General features: G+C 71.1%; 12 protein-coding genes. 6 read left to right on the top strand and 6 right to left on the bottom strand.

All coding sequences use genetic code 11. The annotated features are described in order from the left end of the window. Positions 1–5: 5 nt before the first annotated feature. Together ABD655_RS00440 and ABD655_RS00435 are read left to right on the top strand one after the other, a co-directional pair. Positions 6–1,895 (top strand): cytochrome b/b6 domain-containing protein, encoded by a 1,890-nt coding sequence (locus ABD655_RS00440; RefSeq protein WP_344710532.1) that lies wholly within the window; start codon positions 6–8, stop codon positions 1,893–1,895. Between the two features lie 10 nt (positions 1,896–1,905). Next, complete coding sequence (locus ABD655_RS00435; RefSeq protein WP_344710530.1) at positions 1,906–2,760, top strand: MBL fold metallo-hydrolase; 855 nt, start codon at positions 1,906–1,908, stop codon at positions 2,758–2,760. Between the two features lie 597 nt (positions 2,761–3,357). Here the strand turns inward: ABD655_RS00435 and cofE are convergent. Further along, the gene (cofE, locus tag ABD655_RS00430) at positions 3,358–4,128 is read right to left on the bottom strand and encodes a coenzyme F420-0:L-glutamate ligase (protein WP_378720990.1); all 771 of its coding nucleotides are present in this window, start codon (positions 4,126–4,128) and stop codon (positions 3,358–3,360) included. 31 nt (positions 4,129–4,159) lie between these two features. Then, the gene (locus ABD655_RS00425; RefSeq protein ID WP_344710526.1) at positions 4,160–4,666 is read right to left on the bottom strand and encodes a GNAT family N-acetyltransferase; all 507 of its coding nucleotides are present in this window, start codon (positions 4,664–4,666) and stop codon (positions 4,160–4,162) included. A 152-nt stretch (positions 4,667–4,818) separates the two neighbouring features. Between ABD655_RS00425 and ABD655_RS00420 the strand changes: the two genes are divergently transcribed. Both ABD655_RS00420 and ABD655_RS00415 read left to right on the top strand, forming a co-directional pair. After that, the gene (locus ABD655_RS00420; protein ID WP_344710524.1) at positions 4,819–5,379 is read left to right on the top strand and encodes a thioesterase family protein; all 561 of its coding nucleotides are present in this window, start codon (positions 4,819–4,821) and stop codon (positions 5,377–5,379) included. A 16-nt stretch (positions 5,380–5,395) separates the two neighbouring features. Further along, complete coding sequence (locus tag ABD655_RS00415; RefSeq protein ID WP_344710522.1) at positions 5,396–6,685, top strand: hypothetical protein; 1,290 nt, start codon at positions 5,396–5,398, stop codon at positions 6,683–6,685. Between the two features lie 7 nt (positions 6,686–6,692). Here ABD655_RS00415 and ABD655_RS00410 read toward each other — a convergent pair whose 3' ends face one another. Genes ABD655_RS00410 through ABD655_RS00400 form a run of 3 tightly spaced genes read right to left on the bottom strand, consistent with a single transcriptional unit; the run spans position 6,693 to position 8,397 of the window. Further along, on the bottom strand, positions 6,693–7,211 hold the full coding sequence (locus ABD655_RS00410; protein WP_344710520.1) for a hypothetical protein: 519 nt from the start codon (positions 7,209–7,211) through the stop codon (positions 6,693–6,695). Continuing rightward, a complete protein-coding gene (locus ABD655_RS00405; protein ID WP_344710518.1) occupies positions 7,208–7,753 on the bottom strand; it encodes a hypothetical protein in 546 nt (181 codons plus the stop codon). Before ABD655_RS00405 ends, ABD655_RS00410 begins: the two co-directional genes overlap by 4 nt. Beyond that, positions 7,750–8,397, bottom strand: coding sequence for a hypothetical protein (locus ABD655_RS00400; protein WP_344710516.1), 648 nt, complete (start codon positions 8,395–8,397; stop codon positions 7,750–7,752). Before ABD655_RS00400 ends, ABD655_RS00405 begins: the two co-directional genes overlap by 4 nt. Positions 8,398–8,532: 135 nt before the next feature. On the opposite strand from ABD655_RS00400, the gene ABD655_RS00395 reads away from it, so the two are divergent. Continuing rightward, positions 8,533–9,084: a hypothetical protein gene (locus ABD655_RS00395; protein WP_344710514.1), complete on the top strand. Its 552-nt coding sequence runs from the start codon at positions 8,533–8,535 to the stop codon at positions 9,082–9,084. Positions 9,085–9,135: 51 nt separating this feature from the next. Here ABD655_RS00395 and ABD655_RS00390 read toward each other — a convergent pair whose 3' ends face one another. Then, entirely contained in the window at positions 9,136–10,047 is a 912-nt protein-coding gene (locus ABD655_RS00390; protein WP_344710512.1) for a LysR family transcriptional regulator, read from the bottom strand. Positions 10,048–10,145: 98 nt separating this feature from the next. Here ABD655_RS00390 and ABD655_RS00385 point away from each other — a divergent pair, with 98 nt between their 5' ends. Beyond that, complete coding sequence (locus ABD655_RS00385; RefSeq protein ID WP_344710510.1) at positions 10,146–13,934, top strand: proline dehydrogenase family protein; 3,789 nt, start codon at positions 10,146–10,148, stop codon at positions 13,932–13,934. Positions 13,935–14,034: the final 100 nt, after the last annotated feature.

The raw sequence follows: 14,034 nt of genomic DNA, 5'->3' as shown, positions 1-14,034 counted from the left end.
AGCGCATGGCGACCTACACGGGCACGGTGCGCCGCGGTCTGCCGCGGCGGCCCGGCGGCGACCCCTGGCCCCCCGCGGGCGAGGCCGCGGTCGTTGCGGAGCCCGTCGTCGAGGTCGTAGCGCCGGCGGTCGCGTCCGTCGCCGCGGCGCCCGGCGCTGCGCAGGCAGAAGCTGCGGGCCCGACCGCGGCGAAGGCGCCGAAGGTGACTGCGGACGCGCCCGCCGCCGCGGCGCCCGGCGCTGCGCAGGCAGAAGCTGCGGGGCCCGTGGGTGCAGAGTCGCCGAAGGTGACTGCGGGGGCGGGCGCGGCTCGAACGATCCGCCGCGGGCTGCCGCGCGTGCCCGGTGGCGAGCCGTGGCCGCCCGCGGGACTCGCGCCGGTCGCCGCGGTGACCACGGCCGCGACGGGTGCCGCGGGGCCGACGCCGGGTGCTGCGGGGCCGACGCCGGCACCGGATGCTGCGGGCCCCGCCGCGACGACGACCACGCCGGCACCGGATGCTGCGGCCTCGGCCGCGGTGACCACGCCGGCACCGGATGCTGCGGCCTCGGCCGCGGTGACCACGCCGGCACCGGATGCCGCGGCCTCCGTTGCAGCGCCGACCGCGGCATCCGCGAGCCCTGTCGGGGGCACCGAGGTCTCGGACAAGCCGCTGCGCCGTGGGCTGCCCCGCGTCGCCGGCGGTGAGCCGTGGCCCCCCGCGGGGTTCGCGCCCGCGCTCGTGGTCGCCCGCCCGGACACGACCGCTGCGCCCGCCCCTGTCGCGGAGCTCGTCGTTGCCGAGACCGTGCCCGCGGCATCCGTCGGGGCAACGCTGCCGGACCAGGCGCCCTCGCAGGCGCAGGTGGCCGCAGCGGTCGCGACGCTGCCGGCCGAGAGCACCGACCTGTCCGTGCCGCTGCCGTTCACCCGGACCGTATGGCCCGGCACCGGGGGGCGCGCGAAACCCGCCCCGGCGGCCGAGCCTCAGCTGGTCGGCCCGTTCACCCGGCTGCAGTGGGCCGGCGCGGTGATCGTCGGCGGCGTGGGGCTGCTGTTGGCCGCGGCGATGGCGGTCGTTCTGGTGCGCTGGCTGCTCAGCCTGGAGCCGCTGCAGGACTTCCTGACCACCTACCCGGGCGAGTACCACCTGCCCGAGGGTGCACCGGTGGGGTTCCCGGCGTGGCTGGGCTGGCAGCACTTCTTCAACGTGTTCCTGATCGTGCTGATCATCCGCTCCGGGCTGCGGGTGCGCTCGGAGAAGCGGCCGACCGCGTTCTGGTCGCCGCGGTGGAACAGCAAGCGCAAGATCAGCCTGACGCTGTGGTTCCACCAGTCCCTGGACATCCTGTGGCTGGTCAACGGCGTGATCTTCGTGATCCTGCTGTTCGTGTCCGGGCAGTGGATGCGGATCGTGCCGACCTCCTGGGAGGTGTTCCCGAACGCGATCAGCGCCGCGCTGCAGTACGTGTCGCTGGACTGGCCGACCGAGAACGGCTGGGTCAACTACAACAGCCTGCAGCAGCTGGCGTACTTCACCACCGTGTTCATCGCCGCACCCCTCGCGGTGATCACCGGGGTGCGGATGAGTGGGATCTGGCCGGCGAACGCGAAGACCCTGAACCGGATCTACCCGGTCGAATGGGCCCGCGCGCTGCACTTCCCGGTGATGCTGTACTTCGTCGCGTTCATCACCGTCCACGTCGCGCTCGTGTTCGCCACCGGGGCGCTGCGCAACCTGAACCACATGTACGCCGCGCAGGGCTCGGTCGATGGCGTCGCATACGCCGACAACTGGGCCGGATTCTGGATCTTCATCGCCTCGATCGTCGTGATCGCGGCCGCCTGGATCGCCGCCCGCCCCCTGGTCCTTGCCCCCATCGCACGCCTGTTCGGAAAGGTCAGCGGGCGCTAGCCCGACCCGAATGACGAATCGCAACGCAGCGCCAGAGAACAGCACGGCTTCGGACATCACGGAGCCGGAACGCTGGAGCGCGCTGACCACACGGGTACTCGCGCCCAATGCCGGGCTGATGACCCTCGACGGCACGAACACCTTCGTCATCCGCGCGGCGGGTGCCACCTCGGCCGTGGTCGTCGATCCCGGCCCCGACACTCCGGCACATCTCGATCGCCTCGAGGCGCTCGGCCCGATCTCGCTGGTGCTGCTCACCCACCATCACTTCGACCATGTCGAGGCTGCCGCGGCATTCGCCGAGCGCACGGGCGCCGTCGTGCGCGCCCTCGACCCCGCCCTGTGCATCGGCGCCCCGCCCCTGTACGACGGCGAGATGATCGACGCCGCCGGCACTCGCATCGTCGTGATCGCGACGCCGGGCCACACGGCGGATTCGGTCTGCTTCCTGCTGCCCGAGGACTCCGTTCCCGGCGCCACCGGAGCGGGCGGCACACTGCTGACGGGGGACACCATCCTCGGACGCGGCACCACGATCCTCGCGCGTCCGGACGGGTCGCTGCGCGATTACCTGCGCTCGCTCGGAGAGCTGCGAGACCTCTCCGGCGTGGACCTCGTGCTGCCGGGACACGGCCCCGCGCTCCCCAGCCTCGCCGCCGTCGTCGACTCCTACCTGGAGCACCGTCGCGAGCGCCTGGCGCAGGTGTCCGCGGCGCTGCGGACGCTCGATCTGCCGCCGACGTCCGACGCCGACGTGGTCACGCAGGTGACGGACTTCGTCTATCCGCACACGCATCCCGGCGTGCGCTTCGCGGCAGAGGCCTCGACCTACGCGCAGCTGGCGTTCCTCGAGACCGAGCGCTGAGCGCAGCCACCGCCGCGAACCGTAGCGCCCGCACTCGGGGCTCGGGTGTCGCATTCTGCGGGTCGCGGTGGCGTCTTGTGACAGCGGAGCCAACGGCGCCGCTCAACCGAGGCTCCACTGTCGCATTCTGCGGGTCGCGCGGCATCTTGTGACAGCGGAGCCGAGGCGCGGCCCGCGGCGGAGCTGATGCGCAGCCCAACCTCGGGGGCTCGACTGTCGCGTTCTGCGGGTGGCGCGGCGTCTTGCGACAGCGGAGCCAACGGCGCAGCCCGCGGCGGAGCTGATGCGCAGCCCACCCTCGGGGCTCGACTGTCGCATTCTGCGGGTCGCGCCGCATCTTGCGACAGCGGAGCCGAGGCGCAGCCCCAACCCCGGGGGCTCCCCTGTCGCATTCTGCGGGTCGCGCCGCATCTTGTGACAGCGGAGCGAACGGCACAGCCCACAGCGGAGCGAACGGCACAGCCCACAGCGGAGCGAACGGCCCAACCTCAGGGCTCCACTGTCGCATTCTGCGGGTCGCGGCGGCATCTTGTGACAGCGGAGCGAACGGCACAGCCCACAGCGGAGCCGACGGCACAGCCCCAGCGGGGCAGCGGGCTACTCGGCCACCGATTCGACGGATGCCGCGCCCGCGGCGAATCCGTCGGCATACGCCTCGTCGGCTCCACGCCAGAACATGTCGCGCTCCGGATCACGCACGATCGCGCGCGCCCCGGGCAGATCGAGCGGGCCGACCAGGTCAGCGCGTCCTCGGACCACGGCCACCGGCAGGCGGGACGCCTTGCCCTTCACGAGATCCGCGGCGGCGGCCAGCTCGTCGGCCACGCACGGCAGTGTGACGACGAGCGGCCTGCCCTCGGCATCCGTCTGTCCGCGCATGTCCTCGAACACCTCCACGCCGGCCGCGCCGATCGCGCTGTCGGTCTGGCCGTCGCGCCACGCGCGACCGAGGGTGTCCGAGATGATCACTCCGACGCGGATCCGGAGCCGCTGACGAAGTCGTGCGGCGAGAGCAAGGGCAGACTCATCCGGGTCGACCGGAAGCAGCAGCACCGTGCCGTCGGGAGTGTTGGACGCGTCGACGCCCGCCGCGGCCGAAACGATACCCAGCTTGTTCTCGACGATGCGCGTGGTGTGCCCGGTGGGCGAGGTGCGCGTCGCGACCACGCGAACCGTCTCGGCGGTGATCGCGTCCTCGCGATCGTCCGCGGCGACGATGCGACCCTCCGCCTTGGAGACGATCTTGGAGGTCACCACCAGGATGTCGCCGTCCCGAAGGGTCGAACCCGCGGCATCCAGGATGACCTCGAAAAGATTCGTGTGGGGAACGACCTCGGGGATGCCCTCGAGGGCCCAGATCTGGAGCACCTCAGTCAATCGGAACGTCAGCGCTGTCGCGTCAGCGGACGAACCGAACCTCGGTCAGCGTCTCGCCGAGGAACGGCTCGGTGTGCGTGGCGCCGTCGAGGGTGAAGCCGTTGCGCGTGTAGAAGCGGTGCGCACGCGGGTTGTCTTCGGCGACCCACAGGTACACCGACTCGGTCGTGTCCACGGCGGCATCGAAGAGCTGCTGACCGATGCCGGTGCCGTGATAGGCCCCGAGCAGGTAGATGAAGTACAGCTCGCGCAGGCGCGGCGCATCTCGGTCGCGCGCCGGACCTGACCCGACGAACCCGACGATCTCGCCGTTGACCAGCGCCGCGCTCATGCGGAAGTCCGGACCTTGAGCGGCCCAGTGGGTCCACAGCTCGGCCAGGCGCCGCGGCGACACCATCTCCAGCGCCGCCTTGCTGATCAGGTGGTCGTAGGTCTCGTGCCAGCAGGTCGCGTGGACGCGTCCGAGCGCTTCAGCGTCGACGTCCCGCACCGGACGGACGACGATGTCGGTCTGCAGTTCGGCTCCCATGGCCAGACTCTACGCGCGAGCGGCGCGCAGGAGAAATCCGCGGATTCGGGTGCTCGTAGCCCTCTTCACCGACACGGGATGCCGCGCCTGCGGCTGTCGATGAACCACAACGGAATCGCTGCTCACGTCTCGGATGGCTACCATCGCATCTCGTGAATGTGATCTGGCGGACTGTCCTGACCATCTGGCGCGCCAAGCTGCAGCTGCGCCGCCACGGGACGCTCGAACCGACCGCGATCGGGCGCGTGCGGGTGCGCACCCTCCCGACCGACATCGACATCCTCGGGCACATGAACAACGGCCGTTATGGGTCGCTGTTCGATCTCGGCCGCTTCGACCTGCTGGTGCGGACCGGCATCTGGGACGTGTTCCGGGAGAAGGGCTGGTACGCGGTCGTCGCGAACGAGACGATCACCTTCCGCAAGTCGCTCGAACTGTGGCAGCGGTTCACCGTGGAGTCTCGTCTGCTCGGTCACGACGACAAATCCGCGTACCTCATGCACCGCGCAGTGGTGGATGGCGAGGTCTACGCGGAGATGATCGTCCGGGCGAGATTCCTGCGGCGAACGGGCGGCCTCGTGCCCCACGAGGAGCTCTTCGGTGCGCTCCATCGGCCCGACAACCTGCCGGAGCTGGCCCCGTGGGTGACGCAATGGGCCGCCGCGTCCGCACTGCCTTCGACCCGGATGCCGGCGCCGAGCCTCTGGAAGTGACCGCTAGCGTGGACGGATGATCGCCGTCCTGCGCGTTTCCGGGCTCCTCCTGTGGAGGCACTGGCCCGCACTGCTCGCGCTGTACCTCGCGGGGACCCTCGGACGATACGTCGTCATCGAGGTCGCGGGTTTCGTCGGCGCCTACAGCGCGATCGCGGGCGCGCTGCTGTTCCCGCTCGCGATCCTGTCGCGCCTGGTCGCACTGGTGGCGATGCTGCTCGTCCTCAGAGACGGGATGGTCCAGCTCGGGGTCCTCGCCCCGATCCCGGCGGGTCGGTCCGAGCGACGCCGGGCGTTCATCGACGCCCTGCTGGCCGGCATCCTGCCGTTCGTCGCGTTCTACGCCGCCTGGGGATACCTGCGTGAGGATGCCGCGGCGTACTTCAGCCGACTGCTGGAGATCAACGCCGGCCTGATCGCCGATGAGGTCTTCGGCGACGTGCAGCGCGCCGGCGACGGAGCCGTGGGTGAGCTCAGCTTCGGGCCCGTAACGATCGCCATCATCGTGGCCGCGTTCGCCGGGCGATGGCTGTGGAAGCGCTACCGGGCGCGGGTTCCGAAGGCGTTCGCGGCGATCGCCGTGTACCTCGAAGTGCTCTGGGTCTACCTGTCGGTGACTCTCATCGCGGATGCGCTCAACATCGTCGCGGCGTGGGCGCAGTCGCGGCAGGCGATGGTGTGGCTCGGAGATGTGCGCGAGTGGGTCGGCGAGCAGCTCGTGCCCATCGCGTGGGTGTGGGATGCCGCGGAGTGGCTCCTCACCGAGGTCGGCGGCATCGTGCTGCTTCCGATCGCGTGGCTGGCGATCGCGGGTGTCATCTACGGGCAGGCGGTGGCGCCGCAGACCTTGCAGCTCGGAGCACCGGTCGTCGTTCGCGCGCGTGCGCGCTTCGACACGCTCCCATCCCGCCTGCGCGCGCGGCTGGAGGATCTCTGGGCGGATCTGATCTCACGGTTCCAGCCGATCGGACGGGCGCTGCTGCTGATGTGGCGTGCGGGTCCTGTGCTGGTCGGCTCGTACATCCTCCTGTTCACCGTCGTGCTGTTCCTCGACGCCGGGCTCGAGTTCGGCATCACGCGGGTGATCGGGCCCCAGGAGCTGGGCGGATTCTGGATGGTCAACGCCCCGTTGATCTTCCTGTTCGTTCCGCTCGTCATCGAGCCGCTCCGGGTGGTGCTGGTGGCCAGCGCCTACGACGCCGTGATCGGCCGCCTTGTATCGCCGACGGTCCCGGCGCAACGACCTGCTGCTGCGCCGGAGCCCGATGCGGCGGCCGATCCCGCCGGAGGAGCAGCGATTCGCTGAACCGCGGTCAGGGCTCGACGATCAGGCGGACGAACTGCGGGATCCCGGCGGCGGACTCGAGCTCGATGACGAAGGGTCCCGCGGCATCCTCGGGCACCAGGTAGTCCAGCGTGAGCGAATAGCGGATCGGAAGATCGGAGTCGCAGAACGTGAGCCGGTCGGGGTCGTACTCGCGATCCAGTCCGGCGGATGCTTCGTTCCACTGCCTGCCGGCGCCGCTCTCCTCGCGGAGCTTCGGGCTCAGGCAGCTGATCGGCTCCTCCCCGGGTGAGACCAGCACCGTGGCGCTGACCAGGCGCGTGCCGGGAGGCGCGGCCGGATCGTTCGCGAACCGCGCCCGGGCCGGGCCGATCGCCGCGCCCGCGTAAGGCGCGGAACCGCCCGGCTCCACGGTGATCGGCTTCGTGGCGTGGCCGAGGTCCCACTCGGACCATTCGTTCACCGCCACGACCCCCGCGGTGACCGGGAGGAGCACCGCGACCAAGGCGAGCGACAGGGCGTTCCGCCGCCACCAGCCGGCCGTCACCGGGTGCTCCAGTCGACGGGGATCAGCTCGGCTTCGCCGTCGAGCGCGATGTCGTCCAGATCGATCTCGAGCACGATGAGCGAGTCCAGGCGGGGATCGGTGCTGACGCCGAACGTCAGCACCGCGGGCCCCCCGGCGGCCTCGTCCGGCAATTCGAATGCGACGCTCCCCGAGAGCGGTGCGCCGACCGACAGCGCATGGCCCAGGAGCGACTCGGGCCGCTCGCTCGCCCGGAAGGTGCGGCCGCCGGTCTCCAGCGTCACCAGTGCGAGCGAGTTTCCGTATTCCGACAGCACGGCCGCGGCATCCAGGTCCACCACGACCCAGTTCCCGGCGGCGCTCCACTCGTCGGTGCGAGCCGCCTCGGCGCGGCGGACGTCGACGACCGTCACGGCGAGGTCCCGGCCCATGCCGGCCTCACCGATCTGCACGGCCACGGGGAACGGCTCTTCCGGCGCAGCCTCCGAGGGGGTGATCAGCGCGATCCCCCAGGCGGCGGCGATCAGCGCGGCGCCGGTCGACCAGGCCAGCCACGCCCTCACCCGCCGGCTCCGATGTCGTCCAGCGTCACCGTCATGGTCGCGGCGGGTGCCGGGTCGTCCCACCATTGCCCGCTTGCGACGAAGGATCCGGTGTACAGCGTCATGTCGGACAGGGTGATGCGCATCGGCTGCGCGTCCGTGAACTGACCGGCCTTCACGGCCCACGCCAGAACGAGCTGGGCGGGCACCCCGGGCTGCAGCCACGGCGCCACCGTGCCGTCGTCGTAGCGTGCGATCGAATCGGGAGGCGTGTCGGAGAGTCCGTCCAGCCGCACGGACTCGGTCAGGCTGCTCGTGGGATGCACCGCGATCGGCCGTGTCCAGGTGTTCTCGACGGTGACCACGAGGGCCAGGACGCGCTCACCGTCGTCGACGTAGACGCCGGCCTCGGTCAGCTCGTCCACCAGCAGGACCCGCTCGACCGTGACGGCGAACTGATCGTTCCGATGCTCCTGGCCGGGCTCGATCGCGACGGGGCCGGGTTCGGCGGCGGTGGCCAGGCCCCCGAACGCCGCGGTGGCGACCAGGAACAGCCCGGTCGCGATCACCGTCAACCAGCTGGTGGGAAGACGATCGGATGCCGCGCGGAGCCATTCGAGGCGCTGACGTGGTGGGGCTGCCGAGTCATCGCCCTCCGTGGTCACCCCCTCACCCTACGTGTGCGTTAGCTCACCCCATGCTCCGGCGCAAGGCGTTGTGATGCGTCACGGTGGTGCGCTTGCCTGTCCTATGGAATCGCCCGACCCCGGGGCGGTCCGCAAACCCGAAGGAGTGAGCTCGTGGATACCTCGACACTCATCTGGATCATCGTCGGCATCGTGGTGGTGGTGGCGATCGTCATCATCGTGGCCGTGGTGCTCTCGCGCCGGAACTCGGCGAAGAAGCTGGAAGCACAGCACGAGAAGGCCCAGGTCCTTCGCGAGGATGCGCGCAAGACCGAAATGGCCGCCCGTGAGCGCGAGGCGCAGGCGGCGCAGGCTCGGGCGGACTCCGCCAGCGCTGCCGCCGAGGCCGAGCAGGCCAAGGCCCGTGCCGCGCAGGCGAGCGTCGAGGCCGAACGCGCCGCCGGAACGATCGACGATCACGCCTCCGATGCCGCGAAGCTGCGCGCCGAGCAGGCCGAGAAGCTGCGCGAAGCCGACAAGATCGACCCGGCCGTCACCACCGACGCGTCGGGGCGCACCGCAGACGACCGCCGCACTGCGCGGAGCGACCACGGGGACCCGGTGTTCGACGACGGCACCTCCACCCGGAACGAGCGTGACGTCGTCCGTGATCAGAACGGCGACATCCGCACCGACGGTCGTCCGTCCTCTCCCGACCGCGCCTGATCCTGCGGAGGGGTTCCGTCCGCACCTCCGTCCGCGGGTGGCGGGGGCGGCTCACCCCGCCGTGGACGGCCGTGCCGCGCTCGAGCGGGCATCGAAGGCGTCGCGCAGAGCCGTCCGGACGGCACGGATACCGCCGCGTGACATCGAGGACTGTCGCGCGGCGGTGAAGATCTCGCGCGCTGGATCGCCCGGAAGATCCAGCAACCGGACCGGGGGATCGAGGTCCGCCCAGACCAGGTCGGGCAGAACACCGACCGCGCGGCCGGCGGCGATGAGCCGCACCTGCGCGGTCAGGTCGGCGATCTCGAAGCGGATGTCCGGCTCGAAACCGGCGGCGCGGCACTGCTGCACCGCCCACTGCCTCGCCGCGGTGCCGGCCGGCTCCATCACCCACGCCCGGTCGCGCAGCTCCGCGACGCCGCCGGCGGGATCGTCCGGCGGCAGCGCCAGGCGGATCGGGTCGCTGCCCAGCATCTCCCGCTCCAGTCCCGCGCGGTGCGCGCGCGTGTGGCCGGGGTACTGCTCGGCGATCACCAGATCGAACCCGCCGGCGGACAGCTCGAAGAGTCCGTCCTCGGGCGGGACCTCGGCGATCTCGACGCGCAGCCGCGGTTCGCGATCGGCGAGCAGTGTCAGGGCGACGGGGAGGATCGCCTGGGCGGCCGTCTGCAGCACCGCGACGCGGACCGGAGCGATCCCCGCCTGCAGCGACTCGAGCTCGCCGCGGATCTGCTCCTCCAGCTCGAGAGCCCGGGACGCGTGCGCCGCGAGGGCGACACCGTGCTCGGTGAGGCGCACCCGCCTGCCGTCGGGAATCAGCAGCGGAACGCCGGCGTCCCGCTCGAGCTGCGCGAGTTGCTGCGAGATCGTCGAGGGACTGTACGACAGGGCGTCCGCGACCGCCGCGAGCGTGCCGCGGAGCGCGAGCTCGTGCAGCAATCGCAGCCGGCGCAGTTCGAACACGGCGATCCTCGCTCGGGAAGAAACAGTCGATAGGACTGATTGGTATCGATCATAGATGGTCGCTTTTCGTGAACGATCGGATGCCGCATGCTTGAGTCATGCACTCGACACCCGTGCCGCCCACCGCGCCCGCCGATACGCTCGCTGACCAGGCGATCGAACTCGCCCGTCGGTGGGTCGCCGAGAGCGCCGAGGCCGACGTCGACCCCGCCGCCGCGCGCTTGGCGGGCGTGCTCAAAGACCCCAGCGGCCTGCCCTTCACGATCGGCTTCGTCGACGGTGTCATGCGCCCCGAGAGCCTGGCGGCCGCGGCATCCAATCTGAGCCGAGTCGCCCCGCTGGTACCGAAGTTCCTGCCGTGGTACCTGCGCAGCGCCGTGCAGGTCGGCGGCGCCGTCGCGCCCGTGCTGCCCGCCCCGGTCGTTCCGATCGCGCGTCGCGTGCTGCGCGAGATGGTCGGGCACCTCGTCGTGGACGCGCGCCCGGACAAGCTCGGCCCGGCGATCGCACGAATCCGTGAGAGCGGAGCAAGGCTCAACCTGAACCTCCTGGGCGAGGCGGTTCTGGGCGAGCAGGAGGCGCTGCGCCGGCTGGACGGCATCCACGAGCTGATCCGCCGGCCGGATGTCGACTACGTCTCGGTCAAGGTGTCGGCGATCGCGAGCCACATTTCGATGTGGGCGTTCGACGAGGTCGTCGACAAGGTGATCGAGCGACTCCTTCCGCTCTACCTGACGGCGGCGTCACCGGACGCGGCGAACGGACCGACCTTCATCAACCTCGACATGGAGGAGTACCGCGACCTCGACCTGACCATCGCGGTCTTCACCCGCCTGCTCGAGGACCCGAGGCTCCAGGGACTCGAGGCGGGCATCGTGCTGCAGGCCTACCTGCCGGATGCACTGCCGGCGCTCGAGCAGCTGACGGCCTGGGCGCGGATGCGGGTCGGGGCCGGCGGAGCGCGCATCAAGATCCGGTTGGTCAAGGGCGCGAACCTCGCGATGGAGCGGGTGGACGCCGTCCTCCACGACTGGTCGCTCGCGACGTTCGACAACAAGCTGGACTCCGACGCCAACTACCTGCGGTGCCTGGACTTCTCGCTGCGCGCCGAGCACACGGCGGCGGTGCGGATCGGAGTCGCGGGACACAACCTGTTCGACATCGCCTACGCGTGGCTGCTGGCCGGACAGCGGGGTGTGCGGGACGAGATCGACTTCGAGATGCTGCTGGGGATGGCCCAGGGACAGGTCGAGGCGGTGGCCCGCGAGGTCGGACAGGTGCTGCTGTATGTCCCGGTCGTGCGGCCAGACGAGTTCGATGTCGCGATCAGCTATCTGGTGCGCCGCCTCGAGGAGAACGCGTCCAGCGAGAACTTCCTCTCCGCGGCCTTCGAGCTGGCCGACGACCCGGCGATGTTCGACCGGGAGCGCGACCGGTTCCTGGCGTCGATCGCGCGCTCGTCGGACGCCGCGCTGCGCACAGGACCGAACCGCGGCCAGGATCGGAACCGACCGCCGGCGGACGAGGCGACGGAGCGGGGTCCGGGTGCGGCTGAGCGGCTCGTGCGCGGTGCCGCGGGTCAAAGAACGGGGACCGATGGCACTCCGGCCGACGAAAGCGGCGACTCGGACGAGGTGGATCCCGGCGGTTTGACGCAGGCCGTGCTCGGCATCACCCGTTCCGGCTCGGGCGAGGGCGACACGGTGCCGATCGAGCCCTCGGCGGCGGCCAGCGTCTTCGGCGGCGCGACCTTCGTCGAGACCGCCGTCTACGCGGCGCGCGAAGCAGACGGCCGGGCGGGGGGTGCGCCGGGATTCCGCAACGCCCCCGACACCGATCCCTCGCTGGCGGCGAACCGGGAGTGGAGCCGCGCGATCCTGGACCGGGTCGACACCTCGACCGCCGGTGACGCGACGATCGCCGCTGCGCGCATCACCGACGCAGGCGCGCTCGAGCAGACCGTGGCCCGGGTGCGACAGGCCGCGCAGGCGTGGGGCGCGCGGCCCGCCAGCGAGCGCGCCGCCGTGCTCGAGGCGGCGGCACGCGCCCTCGAAGCCCGCCGTGGTGAGCTGATCGAGGTCGCTGCCTCCGAGACGGGCAAGGTCTTCGCCGAGGCGGACGTCGAGGTCAGTGAAGCGGTCGACTTCGCCGGCTACTACGCCGCGACGGCGCGAGAGCTGGACCGGGTCAGCGGTGCCGTCTTCATTCCGGCGCGACTGACCGTGGTCACGCCGCCGTGGAACTTCCCGGTGGCCATTCCCGCGGGCGGAGTGCTGGCCGCGCTCGCCGCGGGCTCCGGCGTGGTGTTCAAGCCTGCCCCCCAGGCACGTCGCTGCGCCGCCGTGGTCGCCGAAGCGCTGTGGGATGCCGGGGTGCCGCGGGACGTGCTCGCGCTGGTCGACATCGATGAGGGCTCACTGGGACAACAGCTCGTGTCCCACCCCGACGTGGATCGCGTCATCCTCACCGGCTCCTGGGAGACGGCGGCCCTGTTCCGTTCCTGGCGGCCGGACCTGCCGCTGCTGGCCGAGACCAGCGGCAAGAACGCGATGATCGTGATGCCCTCCGCCGACCTGGATCTCGCGGCATCCGACCTCGTCAAGAGCGCCTTCGGCCACGCCGGGCAGAAGTGCTCGGCGGCCTCGCTGGCCATCCTCGTGGGTCCGGTCGGCCGTTCCAAGCGCTTCGCACGTCAACTGGTGGATGCCGCGACCTCGCTGCGCATCGGACTGCCCAGTGACCCGATGGCCGAGGTCGGACCGGTCATCGAGCCCCCTCAGGGCAAGCTCGCGTGGGCGCTGTCCACGCTCGAAGAGGGCGAGCACTGGCTCGTCGAGCCGCGGCCACTGGATCACGGAGTCGAATTCGACGGGCGGTTCTGGAGCCCCGGCATCCGCGCCGGTGTGCAACCCGGATCCCGCTTCCACCGTGAGGAGTTCTTCGGGCCCGTGCTCGGCGTGATGCACGCGCACTCGCTCGGGCACGCGATCCAGCTGCAGAACGCGGTGGCGTACGGGCTGACCGCGGGGCTGTACACGCAGAATCCGGATGACCTCGAGGTCTGGCTCGCCGACGTGGAGGCGGGCAACCTCTACGTCAACCGGGGGATCACCGGCGCGATCGTCCAGCGTCAGCCGTTCGGCGGCTGGAAGCGCTCATCCGTCGGCGCCGGCGCCAAGGCGGGCGGACCCAACTACCTGATCGGCCTGGGCTCCTGGCGCCCGTCCGCCGGGACGGCGACCTCGGCGACCCTGCACCTGCGGGGCCTGGATTCGCGGATCACAACGGTCATCGAGGCAGCACAGCCGTCGCTGGACTACGAAGCCTTCGAGTGGCTGCGCCGCGGCGCGCTTTCGGACGCGCTGGCCTGGGATCGCGAGTTCGGTCAGGTCCGCGACGTCTCGCGCCTCGGTGTCGAGCGCAACCTGTTCCGGTACCGGCCGGTGGATGTCGCGGTCCGCGCGACCGGGGACGCATCGTGGCAGGCGCTTCTGCGGATCGTGCTCGCCGGTCTGCGCGCCGGATCGGACTTCACGCTCAGCGCGCCCGTCGGCCTTCCCGCTGCGGTGCGACGCTCGCTCAGCGAGCAGGGCGTCGCGGTCTTCGTCGAGAACGATGAGCAGTGGCTGGAGCGGATGATCGCTGAGGACCCGGCATCCGGTCCCCGCCCACCGCGCGCGCGTCTGGTCGGGCCGGCGCCGTCGGTCGCCGCGCTGCACAGCGCCTTGGCCGAAGCCGTGGGCGGCGATCCGGACCTGGTGATCCACCCGAATGAGGTGACGACCTCAGGCAGGCTCGAGCTGCTGCCGTTCCTGCACGAGCAGTCGATCACGATCACCGCGCACCGGTTCGGCAACCCCGACGCCTGGTCGGAGTCGGTGATCTGACCTGGTCGGCAAAGGGAGACCGGCGCCGCCCAGAAGAAAGAAGTTATCTTTCTAGCCGTGCGCGCCCTGTGCCGTCACGATGGTGTGTGGGGGGACGGAC

Source organism: Microbacterium terregens, assembly GCF_039534975.1.
Classification (GTDB): domain Bacteria; phylum Actinomycetota; class Actinomycetes; order Actinomycetales; family Microbacteriaceae; genus Microbacterium; species Microbacterium terregens.
This window is presented reverse-complemented; position numbering and strand designations above follow the sequence as displayed.